This window comes from Mesobacillus subterraneus (genome assembly GCF_000934845.1).
GTDB lineage: Bacteria > Bacillota > Bacilli > Bacillales > Cytobacillaceae > Mesobacillus > Mesobacillus stamsii.
Map to the genome: position 1 here is coordinate 1 of NZ_JXIQ01000076.1, position 22,053 is coordinate 22,053.

Annotated in this window: 23 protein-coding genes and 1 other RNA gene; 15 read left to right on the forward strand and 9 right to left on the reverse strand. The window is 42.0% G+C overall.

Going from position 1 to position 22,053, the window contains the following annotated elements:
• Positions 1-176: 176 nt before the first annotated feature.
• Positions 177-374 (reverse strand): YppF family protein, encoded by a 198-nt coding sequence (gene yppF / locus UB32_RS09395; RefSeq protein WP_044393201.1) that lies wholly within the window; start codon positions 372-374, stop codon positions 177-179.
• A gap of 191 nt (positions 375-565) precedes the next feature.
• Here yppF and UB32_RS09405 point away from each other — a divergent pair, with 191 nt between their 5' ends.
• A complete protein-coding gene (locus UB32_RS09405; RefSeq protein ID WP_044393204.1) occupies positions 566-1,114 on the forward strand; it encodes a YppG family protein in 549 nt (182 codons plus the stop codon).
• 30 nt (positions 1,115-1,144) lie between these two features.
• On the opposite strand, the gene UB32_RS09410 is transcribed toward UB32_RS09405, so the two are convergent.
• Positions 1,145-1,615 carry an Hsp20/alpha crystallin family protein gene (locus UB32_RS09410; protein WP_044393206.1) on the reverse strand — a complete coding sequence of 157 codons (471 nt, stop codon included), beginning with the start codon at positions 1,613-1,615 and terminating at the stop codon, positions 1,145-1,147.
• 210 nt (positions 1,616-1,825) lie between these two features.
• Between UB32_RS09410 and hcp the strand changes: the two genes are divergently transcribed.
• Positions 1,826-3,127, forward strand: a complete 1,302-nt coding sequence (gene hcp, locus UB32_RS09415) for a hydroxylamine reductase (protein WP_044393312.1) — start codon at positions 1,826-1,828, stop codon at positions 3,125-3,127.
• Between the two features lie 50 nt (positions 3,128-3,177).
• On the opposite strand, the gene UB32_RS09420 is transcribed toward hcp, so the two are convergent.
• Complete coding sequence (locus UB32_RS09420; protein ID WP_044393207.1) at positions 3,178-3,870, reverse strand: Crp/Fnr family transcriptional regulator; 693 nt, start codon at positions 3,868-3,870, stop codon at positions 3,178-3,180.
• Between the two features lie 184 nt (positions 3,871-4,054).
• On the opposite strand from UB32_RS09420, the gene UB32_RS09425 reads away from it, so the two are divergent.
• From UB32_RS09425 to UB32_RS20015, 8 genes are all read left to right on the forward strand, one after another.
• Positions 4,055-6,331, forward strand: coding sequence for a DEAD/DEAH box helicase (locus tag UB32_RS09425; protein ID WP_044393208.1), 2,277 nt, complete (start codon positions 4,055-4,057; stop codon positions 6,329-6,331).
• A 13-nt stretch (positions 6,332-6,344) separates the two neighbouring features.
• Entirely contained in the window at positions 6,345-7,643 is a 1,299-nt protein-coding gene (locus tag UB32_RS09430) for a ribonuclease H-like domain-containing protein (protein WP_044393210.1), read from the forward strand.
• Positions 7,644-8,026: 383 nt separating this feature from the next.
• Positions 8,027-8,335: a CotD family spore coat protein gene (locus UB32_RS09435; protein ID WP_044393212.1), complete on the forward strand. Its 309-nt coding sequence runs from the start codon at positions 8,027-8,029 to the stop codon at positions 8,333-8,335.
• A gap of 115 nt (positions 8,336-8,450) precedes the next feature.
• Positions 8,451-9,011 carry a DUF1273 domain-containing protein gene (locus tag UB32_RS09440; RefSeq protein WP_044393214.1) on the forward strand — a complete coding sequence of 187 codons (561 nt, stop codon included), beginning with the start codon at positions 8,451-8,453 and terminating at the stop codon, positions 9,009-9,011.
• Positions 9,012-9,182: 171 nt separating this feature from the next.
• Positions 9,183-9,482 carry a cell division regulator GpsB gene (gene gpsB / locus UB32_RS09445; protein ID WP_044393314.1) on the forward strand — a complete coding sequence of 100 codons (300 nt, stop codon included), beginning with the start codon at positions 9,183-9,185 and terminating at the stop codon, positions 9,480-9,482.
• 83 nt (positions 9,483-9,565) lie between these two features.
• Positions 9,566-9,953: RNase P RNA component class B (gene rnpB, locus UB32_RS19425), an RNA gene on the forward strand.
• Between the two features lie 124 nt (positions 9,954-10,077).
• Positions 10,078-11,211, forward strand: coding sequence for a THUMP domain-containing class I SAM-dependent RNA methyltransferase (locus tag UB32_RS09450; RefSeq protein ID WP_044393216.1), 1,134 nt, complete (start codon positions 10,078-10,080; stop codon positions 11,209-11,211).
• A 152-nt stretch (positions 11,212-11,363) separates the two neighbouring features.
• Positions 11,364-11,531, forward strand: a complete 168-nt coding sequence (locus UB32_RS20015; RefSeq protein WP_157841621.1) for a hypothetical protein — start codon at positions 11,364-11,366, stop codon at positions 11,529-11,531.
• Between the two features lie 47 nt (positions 11,532-11,578).
• Here UB32_RS20015 and UB32_RS09455 read toward each other — a convergent pair whose 3' ends face one another.
• The 5 genes from UB32_RS09455 to UB32_RS09475 all read right to left on the reverse strand — a co-directional run bounded on the left by UB32_RS09455 (position 11,579) and on the right by UB32_RS09475 (position 14,396).
• On the reverse strand, positions 11,579-11,884 hold the full coding sequence (locus UB32_RS09455) for a metal-sulfur cluster assembly factor (protein ID WP_044393218.1): 306 nt from the start codon (positions 11,882-11,884) through the stop codon (positions 11,579-11,581).
• 13 nt (positions 11,885-11,897) lie between these two features.
• Positions 11,898-13,142 (reverse strand): membrane protein, encoded by a 1,245-nt coding sequence (locus UB32_RS09460; RefSeq protein WP_044393219.1) that lies wholly within the window; start codon positions 13,140-13,142, stop codon positions 11,898-11,900.
• 5 nt (positions 13,143-13,147) lie between these two features.
• The gene (locus UB32_RS09465; protein WP_044393221.1) at positions 13,148-13,363 is read right to left on the reverse strand and encodes a DUF2249 domain-containing protein; all 216 of its coding nucleotides are present in this window, start codon (positions 13,361-13,363) and stop codon (positions 13,148-13,150) included.
• A gap of 1 nt (position 13,364) precedes the next feature.
• Complete coding sequence (locus UB32_RS09470) at positions 13,365-13,604, reverse strand: DUF2249 domain-containing protein (RefSeq protein ID WP_044393223.1); 240 nt, start codon at positions 13,602-13,604, stop codon at positions 13,365-13,367.
• A 102-nt stretch (positions 13,605-13,706) separates the two neighbouring features.
• Positions 13,707-14,396 (reverse strand): Crp/Fnr family transcriptional regulator, encoded by a 690-nt coding sequence (locus UB32_RS09475; RefSeq protein ID WP_044393225.1) that lies wholly within the window; start codon positions 14,394-14,396, stop codon positions 13,707-13,709.
• A 221-nt stretch (positions 14,397-14,617) separates the two neighbouring features.
• Between UB32_RS09475 and UB32_RS09480 the strand changes: the two genes are divergently transcribed.
• Complete coding sequence (locus UB32_RS09480; protein WP_044393227.1) at positions 14,618-16,981, forward strand: nitric-oxide reductase large subunit; 2,364 nt, start codon at positions 14,618-14,620, stop codon at positions 16,979-16,981.
• A 111-nt stretch (positions 16,982-17,092) separates the two neighbouring features.
• Here the strand turns inward: UB32_RS09480 and UB32_RS20705 are convergent, their stop codons facing one another.
• Entirely contained in the window at positions 17,093-17,227 is a 135-nt protein-coding gene (locus UB32_RS20705; protein WP_277813880.1) for a hypothetical protein, read from the reverse strand.
• Positions 17,228-17,424: 197 nt separating this feature from the next.
• On the opposite strand from UB32_RS20705, the gene UB32_RS09485 reads away from it, so the two are divergent.
• From UB32_RS09485 to asnS, 4 genes are all read left to right on the forward strand, one after another.
• Positions 17,425-17,658 (forward strand): DUF2249 domain-containing protein, encoded by a 234-nt coding sequence (locus tag UB32_RS09485; RefSeq protein WP_044393229.1) that lies wholly within the window; start codon positions 17,425-17,427, stop codon positions 17,656-17,658.
• A gap of 134 nt (positions 17,659-17,792) precedes the next feature.
• Positions 17,793-19,301 (forward strand): carboxypeptidase M32, encoded by a 1,509-nt coding sequence (locus tag UB32_RS09490; protein ID WP_044393231.1) that lies wholly within the window; start codon positions 17,793-17,795, stop codon positions 19,299-19,301.
• A gap of 70 nt (positions 19,302-19,371) precedes the next feature.
• The gene (locus UB32_RS09495) at positions 19,372-20,274 is read left to right on the forward strand and encodes a DMT family transporter (RefSeq protein ID WP_044393233.1); all 903 of its coding nucleotides are present in this window, start codon (positions 19,372-19,374) and stop codon (positions 20,272-20,274) included.
• A gap of 298 nt (positions 20,275-20,572) precedes the next feature.
• The gene (gene asnS / locus UB32_RS09500; protein WP_044393235.1) at positions 20,573-21,964 is read left to right on the forward strand and encodes an asparagine--tRNA ligase; all 1,392 of its coding nucleotides are present in this window, start codon (positions 20,573-20,575) and stop codon (positions 21,962-21,964) included.
• The last annotated feature ends 89 nt before the right edge of the window (positions 21,965-22,053 follow it).

Genomic DNA, 22,053 nt, shown 5'->3' on the forward strand with positions numbered 1-22,053 from the left:
ACAATAAAACGGATGAATAGGAAGCATTATCGCATAATTATACGCTAAAAATTTTTTATCGGACAGACTCCAAGGCAGCCAAAAATAAACAAGCACCAGCGCAATCGACCAGCACCTCCATTCAGCCAATTTGGCTAGTAAGAGGGGCGGTCAAGCGGCATGGTGCTTTTATTTTTTTACAAAGGTATTTCTTTCTGATCTTCGGGAATGAAAGCTCCTAGCAATTCCAGCTCACGAACAAGATTCCGGTATTCTAGAAAGGTAATCTCATTTTGAATGTACGACTTCTTCGTAAAATCGAGCAATTCGTTTACATGGTCCGGAGTGTATTCTTTAGTCCGGGCAAATAGATTTTTCAGTTCGTGAACGTTCATTTTTTCATCCTCCTTCATCCTTTGAATCCATACTATCATGAAAACGTAAGTGTCCTTTATTTTTCAAAAATTGAAACTTCCGACAGTATCTTTCATTGTTAGACAAAACCGGAAGCCTTTTCCAACCTCTCACCCTTTGGGCGGTTTGATCATATACTATCGTAAGGAATGATTGGAGGAGGATGTTCGCCATGTTTGGCCCTAGGAATAAGATGAACCCCTACCAACCGCACTGGCAGGGATACCAAAACAGCCAGGAAACGCACCAATATAGTAGGAATAATCAAAGTTTCAACCGGCAGCAACCGATCCCTCAGCAATATACCCCACCATATTGGAATGCTGCGCCGGGAAACTGGCAAAATTATTATCCGCAACAGGGTTATCCTGTGAATCCTTATTTACAAGGAAACAACCCTCAGTGGAAACAGTCAAACCCAATTGCGGATAACAAAAATAACTACACAAAAATGCTTTTTCAAAATCCGTTGATACCGGAGGATGACCCAATTTACGGTTCCTATAACCCGCAAGCTGACTACCAAAACTATAACCCATATCCGCAGCAATCGTTCATGCCAAAGCAGACATCCAGTATGCAATCAATCATGAATTCGTTTAAAAGCCAGGATGGGAACTTCGATTTTACTAAAATGGTCGATACTGCTGGCATGATGATGAATGCGGTTACCCAGGTATCATCGCTTGTAAAGGGTCTCGGCGGAATTTTCAAAGTCTAAAAAATAAGCAGGCAATTATGCCTGCTTCTATTATTCCTCTATGAAGATATCGATTTTTTTCCCCTGTTTTTTCGCGATTTTAATGGTAAGCAATCCATCGCGGTAGGAAGCTCTTGTCTTTCTATCATTTATCGGATGAGCAAATGGAATAGTCCGGCTGACTTGCCTTGAAGAAGTCATATGCATTTCTGTTTTTGCGATATCGTTTTTTTCTGAAGCCATTTCGGTTTTGTTTACTAAGATTGTGAGCGAGTTGTTAATGACATCAATCGAAATATCCTCCTTCTTGATCCCCGGTAATTCTGCTGTCACTATATATTCAGTCGGTGTTTCATTTACTTGTACAGCGATGGAAGACGGGGGAAAGGGATGTTTGAAAAAGTCATCAATGCTTTGCAGGATTCCTTTCACGGGTTTTTCCTGCATCAGCTGGTTCATCGATTTGAACCACTGTTCGAGCGGCTCAGGTCTTTTTGGGCGATCAGGATGGTTGGCTGCCATCGATTCATCCTCCTTTGCAAGAATTCTTATCATAATTTATGTGACAGGGAATGTCCTTGTTCAAGAAGATAGTATTTTTCTTCAAAATAAGAAACGACCCTTTTTGAACACTTTGTGAAAAATGCCTTTTGTGTGATTTGGATCACATAATCCATGTTTCATCCTCTGTATGCTGAACTAGAAAATAAAGCAGAAAAGGGGAATGTACATATGTTTTGTTACCAATGCGAACAAACACCGACAGGAGGATGCAAAGTTGTTGGTGTCTGCGGAAAAGATGAAACAATCGCAAGTCTACAAGATACGATCATTTTTGCACTGAAAGGCATAGCGGCTTATCGAACCCACGCAAATCAACTTGGATTCACAGATCCGTTTGTTGACGCCACAACACACGAAGCATTATATATGACTTTGACTAATTCCAACTTTAATGTCCAGGAACATATTGATATGGCGATGAAGGTTGGTCAATCCGCCGTCCGCGTGATGGAAATGCTCGATGAAGCGCACACTAGCCGTCTCGGCATCCCACAGCCTGTTAAGGTGAGCCAAAATAAGGTGGAAGGCAAAACAATCGTTGTAACGGGGCATAATTTATTCGCTCTTGAAGAATTGCTGAAGCAAACCGAAGGCAAAGGAATCAATATTTACACGCATTCCGAAATGCTTCCGGCTCACGGCTATCCGGCATTGAAAAAATATCCGCATCTGAAGGGGAATATCGGAAAGGCATGGTTTGACCAGCGTCGATTGTTTGAAAAATTCCCTGGAGCAATCCTAGCAACGACAAACTGCGTTATGCCGATCAAGGGTTCTTATGCAGATCGTATGTTTACATACGAAGTAACAGGTCTTGAAAATGTAAGGAAAATTGAAGGTGAGGATTTCTCCATGCTTATCGAAAGAGCATTGGAGCTTCCAGAAGCTAACATGGAATCGGAAGAAACCTTGGTGACTGGTTTCCATCATGAAACAGTGATAGGGTTGGCACCAGAAGTAATCGAAGCAGTCAAATCAGGGGAAATCAAGCGTTTCTTTGTCATTGCCGGCTGTGATGCACCGGGAAAAGGCGGGGAATACTACCGCGAGCTTGCAACATCTCTCCCTCCAGAGGCGGTCATCTTGACAACATCTTGCGGAAAATTCCGTTTCAATGATGTCGATTATGGTATGGTTCCAGGAACCAATATCCCTCGATATCTGGATCTTGGCCAATGCAATAATTCAGTATCAACGGTAAAAATCGCCAAGGCACTTGCTGATGCCTTTGAATGTGACGTAAATGAATTGCCGGTAAGCATCGTCCTTTCCTGGTTCGAGCAAAAAGCTGTAGCGATCCTGCTTGGACTTTTCAGCCTAGGGATTCAGGATATCCGCATCGGACCTAAGCCGCCAGAATTCATTTCTGATGGCGTGATGCAGGTTCTTAAGGACACGTTCAACCTAAAATTGATCACGTCCGCTCAAGAAGACCTGGAAACAATGATGGGTTTAAGCAAAACGGAATAAGATCATGAACGCCCGGGGCAAAGAGCCTCGGGCGTTTTTTCTTGGAAAAATTAGACAAGTTCGTTCAGCAATTTTTCAGGGTCGATAATCAAATTCCCAGCTTCATCCGTGGAAATCAATTCATTTCTTTTCATTTTGGTCAATGTTCTGCTGACCGTTTCCCTAGTAGTGCCAATCATATTGGCTAGATCCTTGTTTGTAAAATCCGTTGTCAATAAAATTGCACCATCAGCTTGCTTTTCTCCGTGAAGCTCCCCAAGCCTGATCAGCAGCTTGATGATTTGTTCATACGTAGTGTTAAGTATTTGAGCTTCCAGTCTTTCTTGTAGGTCGACGATTTTCTCCCCCAGGACCTTGAATAGCTTGATACTCAAATGAGGGTTTTCGACCAGAACCTTTTCGAATTGTGCTATTGGGACAACGACAAGGCTTGCTTCCTCCAATACCTCAGAAAAACCAGGATAACCACCTTTCCTGAAAAAGCCTACATGAGGGAACATTTCCCCTTTCTTAAGGATGGCAACGATTTGCTCCCGGCCATTCGCATCACTTTTATAGATTTTCACCTTGCCATTATTGATAAAATAAACATTTTCAAGTGGGTCACCCTGCATAAAGATATGGCTATTTTTGTTCCATTTCCGCGAAATGGAAATATCAACGATCTTATCTAATTCATGGTCCTCAAGGTCCCTGAACAACGAAAATTTCGCTAATATATTTTTTCTTTCCTGCTTATCCAAATGAAACACCTCAAAATAATTTGCTTTTCTATCATTTTAGCAAAAGGATGCTAAAAAACATATGTATTTCCTACAGAAGCTTCGAGATAAACGCAATGCCAAAAACTAGCAGTTTAATTTAATGATAATTTTCCTTTTGCAACGAACGTTTATTCGCTAAAATAAGGATAACGAGGTGAACGTGATGAAAGTCCGAAAAAGCATGCAAGAGATATTGCAAGAATTAAAGGTTAGTGAATCAGTAAAGAAGAATATCGTCCACTGGCATACGATGGAGGAAAAAGAAGCACAGACCGAAGAAATGCCCGAGGATTTAAGCGGGATCCTGAGAAGTGCACTGGAAAGGCGTGGGATCTCCCAATTGTATACCCACCAGAGGTCATCATACGAACAAATCATGAAAGGACAAAGCATCGTTGCTGTCACACCAACGGCCTCTGGGAAAACGCTGTGCTATAATCTGCCGGTACTGCAATCCATTATTGATAATCCAAATGCGAGGGCTCTTTATATGTTTCCTACCAAAGCGCTGGCACAGGACCAAAAAAGTGAAATCAATGAATTGATCCAGGAGGCGGAACTATCTATCAATAGCTATACATATGATGGAGACACAGCCTCAAATATTCGCCAAAAGGTCAGGAGAGCCGGGCATATCGTTATAACCAATCCTGATATGCTCCATTCGGCAATCCTTCCGCACCATACTAAGTGGGTATCCCTTTTCGAGAACCTGAAATATGTTGTCATCGATGAACTGCATATTTACAGAGGCGTTTTTGGCAGCCATGTGGCAAATGTCATTAGGAGATTAAAAAGAATCTGTCATTATTACGGCAGTGACCCTGTTTTTATCTGTACATCGGCGACGATCGCCAATCCACTTGAACTCGCAGAAGGATTGACCGAGAAAGATATGGTGTTAATCGATAATAATGGCGCCCCTTCTGGAAGGAAGCATTTTTTATTCTATAATCCGCCAGTTGTCAACATTCCACTCAATGTCCGCAGGAGTGCCACACTTGAAACCAGAAAGCTTGCGGGAGAATTCCTGAAAAACAAGATCCAGACCATTGTCTTTGCAAGAAGCAGGGTAAGGGTGGAAATTTTGCTAACTTATCTGCAGGAGCTGGTCAAGCATAAGCTTGGGCCAAAAGCAATCAGAGGCTACAGGGGGGGCTATCTGCCGACGGAAAGGCGTGCGATTGAAAAAGGACTGCGATCGGGAGAAATTTATGGTGTTGTCAGTACGAATGCGCTTGAATTGGGTGTCGATATCGGCCAGCTTCAGGTTTGTATCATGAACGGATATCCGGGTACGATTGCCAGTGCATGGCAGCAGGCAGGTCGGGCTGGCAGACGGCATGGAGAGTCGGTGGTCATCATGGTGGCTAGCTCTAGTCCGCTGGATCAGTATGTCATCCAAAATCCCGACTACTTTTTCAACCGCAGTCCGGAAACAGCCTTAATCAATCCAGATAACCTGATCATTCTGATTGACCATCTCAAGTGTGCTGCATATGAATTGCCATTAAAAAAAGGAGACACATTTGGGGCTGCAGAAATGGAAGAAATCCTCGAATATTTAACGGAAGAGCGTATCCTTCATCAGAACGGAGAGAAATGGTATTGGATGAATGATGCTTTCCCGTCCCATAACATCAGTCTTCGGTCGGCATCTCAGGAAAATGTCGTGATTATTGATCAATCAGATGTAGCCAGTGTAAGGGTAATTGGTGAAATGGATACTTTTTCAGCAATGACCCTGTTGCATGAAGAGGCGATTTATCTCCACCAGGGAGTCCAGTACCAAGTAGAAAAGCTCGACTGGGAAGAAAAGAAGGCGTTCGTCCGGGAAGTAGATGTCGATTATTATACTGATGCCAATCTTGCCGTCCAACTCAGTGTCCTTGAAGAAGACAAGCACAGGGGGAATGAAGAGACAGAAATTGGTTATGGAGATGTAAGTGTAAGGGCAATGGCTACCATCTTCAAGAAAATCAGGTTTGAGACTCATGAAAATATCGGATCAGGTCCCATCCATCTTCCGGAAGAAGAATTGCACACGAGCTCAACTTGGATCTCACTTTCTAAGGAATTTTCCGAGTTTTCCGATGACCGCCTGGAGGAAGGATTGATCGGAACTTCGCAGGCATTGAAGCATATTGCGCCATTATTTGTTATGTGCGATCCTTCTGATGTCCATGTCGTTCCGCAGGTAAAGGCTGCGCATAATGAAAAACCAACAATTTTCTTTTACGATCGTTATCCTGGTGGAATTGGCCTGAGTGAAAAAATCTATTCTGGCATGGAGGACATCTTGAATGAAACGAAACAAATGGTCCTTAATTGTCAGTGTTCAGATGGCTGTCCATCCTGTATCGGAACCGATACAACCTCCAACCACTCAAAAAAAGATGTAGTGAAATTGTTGAATCTGTTTTTAAAAACGGCATTCTAGGAGGAGGGGGGAAATGAGTTTAAAGAACAAATTGAACAGGCTGAAGCCGCACATAAAGAGTGAAACGGAGAAGACTGATCCTGTGAATATCATCCAAGAAACAGAAGCGGTTAAGCGAAAAGCCGATCCTGAAATCCCGTTTCTCGACGTCTGGGAGAAAGAACATGTTTTCCCCTTCTATTTTGATGGACAGTACTGCCTAGTAAGGGAAGTTGTTTATCCGCTGGACCACAAGCATGGCCATTACCAGTTCAGAGATCTGTTAAAAGCTATCTCCCTGTGGAATCAGGAACAGACAAAGCATCCGCTTTCTGCGTCCGGCCATCGTGCAGGCGATTTGGTATTTTTTGATACAGAAACGACGGGACTTGGCGGCGGGGCAGGGAATACGATTTTCTTGCTTGGCCATGCGAGTGTCTCAGAAGATTCAGTTAAGCTTATACAGCATATTCTGCCTAGTCCGGGAGCGGAAATCGCGCTTTACCAAAGTTTCTTGCAAAAAGTTGATTATACTACATTGGTTACATACAATGGGAAGGCGTTTGACTGGCCTCAGGTTAAAACAAGGCATACCCTTGTTCGTGACCACGTTCCAAAGCTGCCTTCCTTTGGGCATTTTGATTTGTTTCATGCATCGAGAAGAATGTGGAAGCATAAGCTTGAACGAATGAAACTTAGCATCGTCGAACAGGAAGTACTGGGTCTTGAGCGGAAAGATGATATTCCCGGCTTTCTGGCACCGATGATTTACTTTGACTTTCTGGAAAGGAAAAACCCGGAAGGATTGCTGGGTGTCATCAGGCACAATGAAACAGATATCCTGTCATTGTTGACCCTATATACACATTTAAGTTTCCAGTTGCTCGGATATGACGGATACCAGACCGCACAAGAAACTTATGAGGTTGGACGCTGGTTTTCTTATCTTGGCGAAAGTGAAAAAGCAAAGCAGGCTTTCACTGGACTAATGGATGAGGACAACGCTCAGGGAATTTCTGCAAAGCATGCGCTTGCTTTTGAACATAAGAAGCAAAAAAAATGGCAGGATGCGCTTCCACTATGGAAGGAAAGTGCGGAGAAGGGAAGCTTGATGCAAAGGAGAGAAGCATGCATTGAACTGGCCAAGCATTTTGAACATCGGGAGCGGAATTTCGAAATGGCTTTGAGGTACTGTCGACTAGCTGAAGAGCAGATCAGCGAGAGAAAGCTGGCAACAAAAAAAGACATGCTTTTTAAACAAGAACTTGAAAAAAGGATTCAGAGAATTTCCCGGAAAGCATTTCCCGGGCAAGCGCAGAATTCGTCAAATTGAGCCTGTTTCAACAAGTTTCGCCAGGTTATTTTCAATTGTAACAAAATTTTAACATTTAAATGATCAAAATCTGTATGATCCTGTTGTAAGTATGGTTCGAACATTGTAAAATGTAAAATTGTACGGTGGTAAAAATCAATATAATATTACGGGGTTGGTAAGATGTATAAAGCAGTTTTAGTTCTCTATTTTGTTGTCATCACCCTTATTGCTGTCTTATTCAGCGGGCTGAAGGACAGCTTTTACACATTCCTTTAATAGATTCATAACGCATGCATTGCCAAGTATCTTTCAAAAATAGGTGTTTTCATTAGTACAAGACGCATAACTTCTACATAGGCTGTTAATGTAAAGAATAAGTCTAAGGAAAGGAGTTATGCACTATGCACTGTAAGCCAACGAATGTTTTGCCAACAGTAGTTCATCCCGCTAAGTGCTGTGTGAACAATCAGTTTGTCAATAATGTGGTTCCACATGTTCATCCATCTCATACTACTAATGTAAATCATATTAATTATGACCATGTCCACTATTTTCCGCATACTGAGTCAACAGTGAACCAGGTTACAAACCAGAACTTTTATGGCGGCCCTGGTCCAGTACCAGGCGGAGTAGCTCCAGTTGGTCCAAGACCACGACCAGGATTCGGCGGACCAATGGGATATGGCCCGGGAATGGGATTCGGCAGGTAATAAGAAAAGCAACAAGGGCAGAAAAAGCCCTTGTTTTTTTAAGTGTAAAAAGGGTATATATATTGTTTAAAGCGAATAACTTCAATAAGACGGAGATTGTGTGAAGGAGCAAACCATGGTCAAAGTAGCGACGATATCAGGATATAAACCTTTTGAAATCGGAATATTTCAACCTGACCATCCGGCAGCTGAATACATAAAAACTGCAATAAAGAAAACGATCGTGCCGCTGATCGAGGATGGCTTGGAGTGGGTAATGATCAGCGGGCAATTAGGTGTGGAATTATGGGCGGGCGAGGCTGTGTTTGAGCTTCAGGAATTATATCCCGACCTTAAGCTTGCTGTATTCACACCCTTTCTTAACCAAGAGGAATCATGGAAAGACACAAATAAGAATTGGTATGAATCTATTTTGAATCGAGCTGACCATGTTGATTCGCTTACCAAAAAGCCATACGAAAATTCATGGCAATTCAGGCTGAAAAATCAATTTTTTATTGAGAAAAGCGATGTACTTGTATTGCTATATGATCTTGAAAAGGAAGGAAGTCCCAAATTCATATACGAAACCGCAAAAAAGTTTCAACAATCCAATCCGTATGATATCCAACTAATTACTTTGTACGATCTGCAAATGGTTGTAGAAGAAGAACAATTAAGGCAGCAGGGATTTTAATCAAAAAATCTGTTATGCTTAAATAACCGTAGTCGCCAGTTGAATGTTGCAGTTTGACCAAAAATGAACCGATTCTGTTGGAAATAATTACAGAAAACAAAAGAAAATTGACAAATCTCCTTGTTTTTGAAAAAATAAATAGGAACATAGGGGTATATTGAGGTGAATGGAATGCTATCCGATAAAATACAGTTAACTGCTAAAGATATTTTAGAGAAGGAATTTAAAACAGCCATGCGTGGCTACAAGCCAGAAGACGTAGATAAGTTCCTTGATCTGATCATCAAGGATTACGAAATCATGCAACAAGAGATAGAAGAACTGCAGCAGGACAATCTTCGTCTAAAAAAACAGCTTGATGAGTCATCACGCCGCCCAAGTACACAGGCAGCTGGAACGACAAATTTTGATATCCTGAAAAGATTATCGAACCTTGAGAAGCACGTATTTGGAGACAAACTTTACGATTAATCTAGATTCTGCTAATGTTTGAAATGAATTACCATTGCTTTTTAGACCAAAATTACATATACTATTTTTTGTAGCTGTTAATAACGTTCGGGTAATCGCTGCAGTTCTGCTGCAGAGGAAAGTCCATGCTCGCACAGGCTGAGATGCTTGTAGTGTTCGTGCCTGGCCAATTCATAAGCCAGGGCAGTTGGGCTCACGCTCGGCTGACGGCAGGGAAAATGCCTAAGTCGGCAACGATATGGCATGAATACCTATAAAAGTGCCACAGTGACGGAGCCTTCCAAGAAATTGGAAGGGTGGAACGAGGTAAACCCCGCGAGCGAGAAACCCAAACAATGGTAGGGGCACCTTCCTGAAGGAACTGAACGAAGGGAAGGACAGATGATCTTCATCTGTAGATAGATGATTACCACCGGAGTACGAGACTATTGGTCATTTGCAGTACGATGGCACAAAACATGGCTTACAGAACGTTATTAATTGGTTTGTATGATGGTTAGGAAAGCTCTCCTTTTGCTTGGAGTGCTTTTTTTATGTATATTAATGCTATTAGGCAATACATAAGTAAGTATATTGGTGAAAAAAGGGTGAAATGATGAAGAATTTTGATATAATTGCAACCTCTGCGATGGGTCTTGAAGCAATTGTCGCTAATGAAGTGCGCGATCTGGGATATGATTGTCAGGTTGAAAATGGGAAGATTGTCTATAAAGGAGATGTGCGCGCAATCGCCAGAAGCAATATGTGGCTTCGTACTGCTGACAGGGTCAAAATAAAGATTGGCGAATTTAAGGCATATACTTTTGACGAACTCTTTGAAAAAACAAAGGCACTACCTTGGGAAGAATTTCTGCCGGTAAATGCTGAGTTCCCTGTTTCGGGAAAATCTATTAAGTCTAAACTATTCAGCGTATCCGATTGCCAGGCAATCGTGAAAAAAGCTGTAGTGGAACGCTTGAGAACTTCTTATAAAAAATCTGGCTGGTTGGAAGAAAACGGCCCTTTATTCAAAATGGAAGTCGCGCTTCTTAAAGATGTGGCTACAATAACAATCGATACGAGCGGCAGCGGTCTCCATAAGCGTGGATACAGAGTGGATCAAGGGGAAGCTCCTCTGAAGGAAACATTGGCTGCAGCATTGATCTTGTTGACAAATTGGAATCCGGATAAGCCATTTGTTGACCCGTTCTGCGGATCTGGAACGATTCCGATTGAAGCGGCGTTAATTGGTCAAAATATCGCACCAGGCTTTAATCGGGAGTTTGTTTCCGAAGGCTGGGACTTCATCCCGGAATCCATTTGGGAGGAAGTCAGGGAGGAAGCAGAAGACCTTGCTAAGTATGACCAGCCCTTGGATATCAGCGGGATGGATATAGACCACCGGATGGTGAAGATTGCTGAGGAAAATGCTTTTGAAGCAGGCCTTGGTGATTTGATTTCCTTTAAGCAAATGCGAGTGCAGGATTTTACTACGAAAAAGGAATATGGTGTAGTGATTGGGAACCCTCCATACGGAGAGCGCCTCGGTGAAAAGAAAGCGGTCGAAGAAATGTACAGTCAAATGGGCAAAGCCTTTGCTCCACTGGATACTTGGTCCATTTATATCTTAACTTCAAACGAAAATTTTGAACAAGTGTACGGAAAACCGGCAACAAAAAAGCGGAAGCTGTTCAATGGCTTCATCCGTACAGACTATTATCAATACTGGGGAAAGCGTCCCCTCAGATGAATCATTGATCAAGGGATTAATTTTCAGGAAAAAAGGGTTTGGAATCGTCTCATTCCAAGCCCTTTTTGTATTTTGTTTTTGAATAAAACAGAATATTTGTATGCGATTTTGAATACAATAAATACATATTTGCAATGAATGGAGGGATGGCAATGAATTATTCTTTTATTGATTTCCAGCGTATCTCAAAAGCGCTTTCGTCAAGCACAGAAGCTTTGCGAAATGAATTCCAGTCCGACGATATCCAGCTGGCGGAATTGCAAAAAGCAGAAAGCAATCTTCGCCAAGCATTGTCATTTTGCCTTTCAAATTCTAAATAAAAGCAAAGAAACGCTTGAAACACCAAGCGTTTCTTTTCGTGGTCTCCTTAGAAACCCTGCAACAATTTTTTGCCATCCGCTGTCATCCGATCTGGTGTCCAAGCTGGCTCCCATGTCAATTGGACGTCCGCGTGTTCTATTTCCTCCATTCCTTGTACGCAATACTTAATTCCGCTGACAATGCTGTCATGCAGAGGACAGCCTGGAGTTGTCAATGTCATCAAAATTTTTGCGGTTCGAGGTTCAGGAATGTCAATATCATAAATCAAACCCAAATCCACTACATTAATGTTTAATTCAGGGTCATAAACGGTTTTTAAGTTTTCTCTAATTTTATTTTGTAAATCTGTCATCATGAACTCCTCCTTAAATAGTCAAAACTTTGGCTATGACATAGCTGAACAAAATCACTGCCAATAGAATCAAGCACTGGGCAATATAGAAAATTGGCATTAGTTGGACAAAGAAAGAGAGGATGATCAGCACTGTTCCAACTGTAAACAAAATAAATAAGGGAATTGCCAGCTTTTCATCCATCATATCTTTTAGGGCAGGTACTTGTTTTTTGCCGATTTCCTTGCTGTATTTGTGAGTCCACCATAGAAATGGCACGATTTTGTACAAGTATCCGATGATGCTGAATGCAATCCAGGCGATCAAATATAGGAAAAGGATGGGACCAGCGGTTTTTGACAGCAAACTTAGTCCGCTTGCTATAAAAGCAGTCAGGTGGATGACTGCCCCACAGCTAATTGCAAATAAAGCGAACATGAATGGGCGATCTAGCTTCCTTTTTACGCGTTTATCGATCATTTTTTTCACATGCCAGGTGAAAGTCAAAAATCCAGCAAGCAACATAAAAGTTCCGAGGATTTCCAGTAAGTGAGTGCCTGTAAAGAAGGACGCAACCATCAAGATGACTCCGGTTAAGTAAAAGATGTATACATAAACTGCTGGCTTCATCGTAAATCCGTGAGCCAATGAAAACATCGGAACCATTTTATAAGAGAAGCCAAAAATCAGCAATGAGAACCATCCGACAGTGCCAAGGAGAATATGCGTTTTAAAAAAGGCTTGATAATATTCTGATGCAAAACCGGTTTTCATGCTGATTACCAGTGTAATCCCCAATGTTATGGTCAGCAGGAGGGAAAATAAGGCGCTGCCGACAAACAATGTGAGAATATTTGGTTTTGCTTGGCTTCGCAGCGTCATGAACATTTGCACAAGAAACATCAGGATGCCTGTCAATGTTATCATTCCAGGAATAAGGGCATCCTGCGGACGAAGATAAAGTGCCGTTGCAAACGTCACGATTCCCAAAGCTGTAACGGCAAATTGCCAAAATCCAAATTTTTCGCTCCAGATAGTCGCCAGGAAAGCGACAGGAACGAGCTGGTACATCGCGCCCATTGCAACCATCAAGGCCCATCCAAGGACAAATAAATGGGCAGCAGACCAAATGGCGGGCAAACGGAATGTGCCTGTTATCAGCATGTCACCGTTCAGCAGGATCAGCACCTGGGAAGAAATCAATGCAACCATACTAAAGAGGATGAAGGAAAAAGGAAGCTTACTATTAGTCTCGTTGCCACTGCTTTGCTGAACCATTTCTATCACCCCGCTTTTCGGGAAATCGTCACACGATAACTTCCATCATTCTGTTGTTCTGTTAAGTACAAATAACCCCGTTCATCCAGTTGTTCGAACAAAAACATCGGTCTTCGGTCATTAAGGATCGTCAGTGTCTGTCCCTCAGCGAGCTCATCTAGGGCAGCGAGCGTACGGATCATAGGCTGTGGAGGCTCCAGACCTCTATTATCGAGAATCATCTTATTTCCCTCCCGTTTTGGTAAAAACGATTTTATAATGCTTTGCTTCGATCTTTTCAGCTTCGTGATCAAACCCTTTTGCCTTTAAAACTCCATAGAGGGGAACAGGTTTGAATGGGGCATGAAGCACAAGCACATCATTCAAGTGCAACTCTGCGATCGCCTCCATAATTTTCTGGAAAGGCTCCAGTTTGTTATTGATTTCTTCTCTTACATCTAGTTCGATCGTTTTATGTTCCATTGGATTGACCTCCTCGTTACGATATTCGGCATAGTTAAATGATAACCATTTTCAATACTTGCTTCCGTGATGCGAATCACTTTATGAGAGATTTTTTGGTTTTCAAAATAACTCTTGATGCAATTTTTCATGGTCGATCAGGTAGGTGCCATCCAAGTCAAGACTTATACATTCCTTCTTCTTTAAGTAAGTGATCGTCCTGCTGACCGTTTCCCGCGAGGTACCAATCATATTGGCAAATTCTTTATTTGTGAAATGGGTGGTCAATTTATAGCCATATTCCAGTCTTTCGCCATTTGTTTTGCATAGTCTCAGCAGTAGCATAATGATTTGCTCGTACGTATTATGAAGAATTTGTTCTTCCAGACGAGCTTGCAAATCAATGATTTTTTCGCCGAGAACCCTGAATAACTTGATGGAAAGCTCTGGATAGGACACAAGAATTTTTTCGAACTTTGAAATTGGGATAACAATCATCTGTGTGTCTTCCATCATTTCTGCATGTGCTGGATACTGGCCTTTTCTAAAGAAACCGGCATGAGGGAACATTTCCCCAGCCTCCAAAACGGAAACAATTTGTTCCCTGCCAGATGAATCCGTTTTATAAATTTTCACCTTTCCTGTATGAATGAAGAACACGCGGTCAAGCGGGTCGCCCTGCATGAACGCATACATTTTATTTTTAAAAAATCGCGGCTGGGCAATTTCTACAATCGGATCAAGATCCTCAAGAGACAATTCCTTGAAAATTGGAACTGTCTTTAATTGCTGCCTGATCTGTGATAGATGCATATCGATCTGCTCCTTATTTCGGTTTATGTTTCTACTATTAGAATTTATCAACTGCACAGGGAGCGCAAAGTGACCTAAATCATCATTTGGAGTTTTGTTGAAAATAATTCTCACTGCTGTGTGAAATATCACACCTACAGCATGAGGTAGTTCACAAACACTATCTTCCTTTCGCTTTATGCTTAGTTTGTAAACCAAATTAGGAAGGGGATGCAGGGAAGATGGAGATCCAACGTGGAACATCCACAAAAGCAGTAGTCAAGAAAAATAGAAACTCACTGCTGAAATCTGTACTCATATTTACTTTATTAGTAAGCTTTACAGTACTCCTGACAGGGGGATACTGGATTTTTAAAGAAATGGCTCCAAGGCCGCTTGAAGTCACGAGTGAAAATGGAGATGTCATTTTCACGAAAGATAGCATTGTCGGAGGCCAGGCGGTATTCCAGAAATATGGCCTGATGGATTATGGCACCGTGTTGGGACATGGGTCATATATGGGCCCAGACTATACGGCAGAAGCACTTAAGATATACACAGAAGCGATGCAGAATTTCAGATCTCAGGAAAAATATCAGAAAGACTTCCATGATTTGAATAAAGATGATCAGTCGATCGTTCGGGAACGAGTCAAGAAAGAAATGCGAGAGAACCGTTATGATTCGGAAAAGGATCATCTGGTGTTGACGGACGCGCAAGTGTTCGGGCATCAAAAGGTTAGGGAGTTTTACCATATTATTTTTACAAAAGGGGACGATTGGGGACTTAAGGCAGGCTTGATCCAGGAAAAACATATGCCGGATGGCGAGCGCGCTTGGGTAGCAAAGGGTGACCAGATGGAGCAGATTTCTGATTTCTTCTTCTGGACAGCGTGGTTATCAAGTACACAAAGACCTGATGATACCATCACTTATACAAATAACTGGCCATATTATGAAGATGCAGGAAACACAATGTCATTCTCGGCCGTCTGGTGGAGTGGTGCAAGCGTAACCTTATTAATTTTCTTTGTAGGCTTGATCCTATTTGTATTCTATCGCTATCATCTTGGTATGAAGGAAGCTTACACGGAGGGGAATTTCCCTACTATCGATTTGAAGAAGCTGCCGCTGACTTCTTCGCAAAGGAAAACAGCCAAATACTTTGCAATCGTATCTGTTTTGTTCTTTGTCCAGTCCATGTTTGGAGCATTATTGGCACACTATTATATCGAACCTGATAGTTTCTTCGGCTTAAAATGGATCCATGACATTCTGCCATTTAACATTACGAAGGGGTTTCACTTGCAGCTTGCTATCTTCTGGATTGCGACAGCCTGGCTTGGAATGGGAATTTTCTTGGCACCGCTAGTTGGAGGTAGTGAGCCGAAGCGTCAGGGATTGCTGGTAGATGTTCTGTTTTGGGCTTTAGTCGTCCTCGTCGCTGGCAGCATGATTGGTCAATGGCTTGGTGCCAATGGTTACCTTGGCAACAATTGGTTCCTGCTTGGGCATCAGGGCTGGGAGTATCTCGAACTTGGCCGTATCTGGCAATTCATCCTCGCTCTTGGAATGCTGATTTGGTTATTCATCGTATTTCGAGGCATCAGAAGTGGATTGAAGCGGGAGTCTGACAAAGGTGGATTGATTCACCTATTATTTTATTCAGCAATTGCTGTCCCAGCATTTTACTTTTTTGCCTTCATGATCAATCCAGGAACACACTATACTTTTGCCGATTACTGGCGCTGGTGGATCATCCACTTATGGGTAGAAGGTATTTTCGAAGTTTTCGCAGTCGTAGTGATCGGTTTCCTAATGGTGCAAATGAAGCTTGTAACAAAGAAATCGACTGTAAGAGCATTATACTTCCAATTGATTTTGTTGATGGGAGCAGGTGTCATCGGGATCGGGCATCACTATTATTACAACGGATCAGCTGAAGTATGGATTGCTTTGGGTGCAGTCTTTTCAGCACTTGAAGTTATTCCATTGACTTTGTTGATCTTAGAGGCATATGACCAGTATAAAATGATGCGTGACGGCGGCGTGGATTTCCCTTACAAAGGCACGTTCTGGTTCTTGATTTCCGTAGCAATATGGAATCTAGTTGGTGCAGGAGTACTTGGCTTCCTGATCAACCTGCCGGCTGTAAGCTTCTTTGAACACGGACAGTTCCTTACTCCAGCGCACGGCCACGCTTCCATGATGGGCGTATATGGCATGTTTGCTGGAGCAGTATTGATCTACTCTTTACGCAATATCGTCAAACCGGAAAAATGGAATGATAATTGGGTGAAATTCATCGTCATCATGCTGAACGTTGGTTTGGCAGGAATGGTATTCTTTTCCTTGCTGCCGGTTGGCTATCTTCAGCTAAAAGAAGCTTTCTTTAATGGATACGCAGCTTCCCGTTCAGCAGCATTCCTGCAGCAGGATACCGTTCAAATGCTGCTGACCTTAAGGGCCATTCCTGACACGATTTTTTTGATAGGTGTAGCAGCCCTGGCAGTATTCAGCATAAAGGCACTTTTCAATCTGCGAAAAGTAACCCACAAAGAAGAAGAAAAGCTCCCGGTTAAAGACCTGGCAGTGGAAGAAGAATAAACTAAGAAACCGCAAAGCAAAAAGGCTTTGCGGTTTCTTAGCTTAATCGCGCTCCGCCCAATGAAGTCAGCAATCGACGGTTCTGACAAACAAAAACATATGCATTTCCGACTATGAGTCTTCTTGGGTATTTTTTTCACATTCAAAACAAAGCAATTTACCATGATCAGATACGCCATTTAAAAAGCCTTCCAGGCAATAAATTTCTTTTCCGCATTCATTGCAGCTTCCAACCAGTTCTTTCATGTAGATCCCTCCCTACTAAAATAATTCTTGTTCATGCCCGTAGTTCCTTTATAAATAGAGATATTTTTCTGTTGGAAGCCAGGTAGTTAGCAATGAGGGATGTCATAGGAAAACTGTGACTGCGCTCACTACTTGAGTTGCGATGCAGTCCTATAATGAAAAGGTAAAGGAAAAACAGATTCGAAGGAGAGATGGAAATGACTTTTCATGCAATTATCAATGTTCCAGATTATGCACCAAGAGAAAAACACCCTATTATATTCCAAAACTTTGATTCACTTAAGCCGGGAGAATTCATGCAAATCGTCAATGATCACGACCCAAAGCCACTTCAGTACCAGTTCATGATGGAGCGCCCCGAAGCTTTTTCATGGGAGTATCTCGAAGAGGGCCCGGAAACATGGAAAGTTGCAATTGGGAAAACAAAATAAAGATAATAACCGAAATATAAACTTTGACTCCATTAAAACAACAGGCCATCCTGTTGTTTTTTCTTAATTTCGTGAACCAAAATATCAGAAAAGTATGATAAGATGATGGAGACTGATAAGATGGGGTGAGATGGATGAATGAAGGAAAACAAACAGAAAAAAACTTTTTAGATTATGTAAAGAAAATGGCCGCCTATAAGGAGGCGCTTTCTTTGATTTATTGGGATTTAAGGACTGGCGCACCTAAAAAGGGAGCAGCCCAGCGGTCCGAAGTGATCGGTGTTCTTTCATCTGAGGTATTCAATATGTCAACATCAGAAGAAATGGCATCATACATAGCGAGATTGTCAAATGAACAAAGTCTATCAGAAATTGCGGGCAAGACGTTAGAAGAGTGCAGAAAGGACTATAACCGCAATAAGAAAATTCCTGCAGAAGAGTACCGGGAATATGTCATCCTGCAATCAAAAGCGGAAACAGTTTGGGAAGAGGCTAGGGCTAAGTCCGATTTTGAAATGTTCAGGCCGTACCTAGAAAAACTAGTAGAAACCACTAAGAAATTCATAGAATACTGGGGTTATGAAGGAAATAAATACAATACGGTGCTAGATATGTATGAACCAGGTGTCACTGTTGAGGTTTTAGACCAAGTATTTGGCGACCTGCGTAAGAAAATTGTTCCGCTTGTACAGAAGATTTCAAATTCAACAGTAAAACCTGAGACAGGATTTCTGTTTCGTCATTTCCCTAAAGAAAAACAGCGTGCGTTCAGTCTCGAAATCCTTAAACAAATGGGATACGATTTTGATGCTGGCAGGCTTGATGAAACAGTTCACCCATTCGCGATGGGGCTTAATCCTGGAGATGTAAGGGTTACGACAAAATATGATGAAGCGGATTTCAGAACAGCGGTTTTCGGTACAATTCATGAAGGCGGCCATGCGCTTTATGAACAAAACATATCTGAAGAGCTAGTTGGCACTCTTTTAAGTTCAGGTACTTCAATGGGAATCCATGAATCACAGTCGCTTTTCTATGAGAACTTTGTTGGACGAAATTACTCTTTCTGGAAAAATAACTATAGCTTGCTGCAGGAATATTCAGATGGTCAGTTTTCCGCAGTGGGAATAGAAGATTTCTATCGAGCAGTGAATGAGTCTAAACCAAGCTTAATACGGATTGAGGCGGATGAGCTAACATATCCATTGCATGTAATGATCCGATATGAGATAGAAAAAGGCTTGTTCAATGATGAGATTGAAGTAAAGGATCTTCCACAAGTCTGGAATGATAAATATGAACAGTATCTCGGCATCAGGCCAGAAAATGATGCACAAGGTGTCCTTCAAGATGTCCATTGGGCTGGGGGCAGTTTTGGCTATTTCCCATCCTATGCTTTAGGGTATATGTATGCAGCGCAATTCAAACATGCCATGCTCAAAGACTTGCCTGACTATGAGAAACTATTAGAACAAGGAAATCTTCAGCCGATTAAACAGTGGATGACGGAAAACGTTCATAAGCATGGGAAAATGAAAAAACCACTTGAAATATTGACTGATGTAACTGGTGAGGGACTTAATGCTCAGTACTTAGTTGATTATTTATCCGAAAAATACAGCAAGGTATACCAGCTGACCTAAATCAAAAACAACATTTTTTTAAATAAAAGATGGCAGTCGTTTTGCCATCTTTTCTGTGTGGTGAATAGAATTGTCCAGGAAATTACCTTATATCATGATTGCATTTGCAGCGGCGATGTGGGGGCTGATTGGTTTTTTTGTCAAAGGCTTGAATAATGCTGGGTTCAGTGCCATGGAAATTGTGGCCATCCGAGTTTTGACTGCAGCCATTGTGTTGATTTTTGTCGGAATTGCTTTTTACAGAAGCCACTTGAAAATCAGGACAAAAGACTTGTATCTTTTTGTAGGTACAGGAATTCTCAGTATTGTGTTTTTTAATTGGTCTTATTTTACGGCAATTCATTTGATGAATATTCCGATCGCTGTGGCTCTATTGTACACTTCGCCTGCTTTTGTTGCGGTTTTGTCCTTTCTTTTTCTGAAAGAAAGCATGAACTGGAAGAAATGGTTGGCGATTATTATGACCGTCATTGGCTGTACGCTTGCTGCAGGCATCACCGGGCAGGAAGGAACGTCTTTTTCAGTCTCGAGTATCCTCATAGGTCTTGGAGCAGGGTTCGGTTATGCACTTTACAGCATTTTTGGCAAAGTGGCATTAAGGAGATACCATCCTTTTACAGTGACATTGTATACTTTCCTAGTGGCCTCGGTTGCATTGGTTCCGACCACCGGTATCGTCAGCAAGGCGGCTGATCTTTTCTCTGGGGATGCGTGGCTTTATGCGCTAGGATTAGGGATTTTCCCAACGGTCGTTGCCTATTTTGCATACTCCTGGGGTCTTGAAAGAACAGAAAGCAGCACTGCTGCAGTTGTAGCAACACTAGAACCCGTCATTGCCACGATGCTGGGGATATTGGTGTATGGGGACAGGCTGGGCGGTCTGCAGCTGCTCGGAGCCGCGTTGATCCTCTTATCAGTGATAGCGATCAATCTGTCCGTTCCGAGCAGGAAGAAAAGGCAAGTAACTGGGTGATCCTATTATCGCAGGGTCAACTAGACAAAGGACGACATTATGTGATAAATTACTACAGTGAAACTCCTTTTGAAAACTGCCTATTTATATCGATGAAAAGGATAGAAGTTTTTGCTGTTTTTCGATAGCGAGCCTGGGATAGTGGAAACCTGGTGCTAACGGACAGGAATTTATGAATATTTTTAGGCGGCTGCACGTTATAGACATTTTGGGTGGTACCGCGGAAATCCAGCCTTTCGCTCGTCTTATAGGGATAGAAGGCTTTTTTTATGCAAAAAATTACCACAAGGAGGCTATTATGATTAAGACCGTAGTGAAAGATTTATACAGAAATCAAGCAAGCTTTAACGACAAAACGGTTCAAATAACAGGTTGGATCCGAACTCTTCGCGACTCCAAAACGATTGGCTTTATGGAATTAAATGATGGGACATTCTTTAAGAGTGTACAAGTTGTATTTGAGGATACGCTTGATAACTTTAAAGACATTACCAAACTGCCGATTAGCTCATCTGTTTTAGTAGAGGGGGAATTTATTCCAACTCCAGAAATGAAACAGCCATTTGAACTAAAAGCGACAAAAATTGTCGTCCTGGGATTATCGGCTACAGATTATCCTATTCAAAAAAAGCGGCATACGCTTGAATATTTGCGAACCATCGCTCATTTGCGGCCAAGAGCCAATGCCTTCTCAGCCGTTTTTAGAGTAAGATCTGTACTAGCTTATGCTCTTCACAAATTCTTTCAAGACAAAGGATTCGTCTATGTACATACACCAATCATAACCGGAAGCGATACTGAAGGAGCCGGGGAGATGTTTCGTGTGACATCGATGAACTTGAACGAGCTACCAAAAACAGAGAACGGACAGGTAGATGAAAAGGCTGATTTTTTTGGGAAAGAAACTAACTTAACCGTGAGTGGTCAATTGAATGCGGAAAGCTTTGCTCTTGCATTTCGCAATGTGTATACATTTGGTCCGACGTTCAGGGCAGAAAATTCAAATACTGCACGACATGCCGCGGAATTTTGGATGGTTGAGCCAGAAGTTGCTTTTGCAGAATTGCCGGATATCATGGATCTTGGAGAAGAAATGATTAAGTATGTCATTGAGTATGTTTTTGAGCATGCACCAGAAGAGATGGACTTCTTCAACAGCTTTATTGATAAAACACTTCTGGAAAGATTGGAGAATGCCCTACATTCTGATTTTGGAAGGGTCACTTATAGTGAAGCAGTTGAATTATTGAAGAACTCAGGAAAGCAATTTGAATACCCTGTAGAATGGGGTACAGATTTGCAAACGGAACATGAACGTTATCTAAGCGAGGAAATTTACAAGCGTCCAGTTTTTGTTACCGACTATCCAAAAGAAATCAAAGCGTTTTATATGAGAGCGAATGAGGATGGAAAAACAGTCGCTGCAACTGATCTTTTAGTTCCCGGAATTGGCGAGTTAATCGGTGGAAGCCAGCGGGAAGAACGAGAAGCGGTCCTTACAGAACGGATAAAAGAACTTGGTATGTCGGAAGAAGATTATTGGTGGTATCTCGAGCTTAGAAAATATGGCGGCACCAAGCATTCCGGCTATGGAATTGGCTTCGAGCGACTTGTTATGTATGTAACCGGCATGAAAAACATCCGTGATGTCATTCCATTCCCTCGTACACCAGGAAATGCAGATTTTTAAATTTCGGCTATGTTAATAAAAACAGGGTATGAAATCGAACGAGATCTCACACCCTGTTTTATTTTGGAAAATGTGGAGGTCCAATGTAT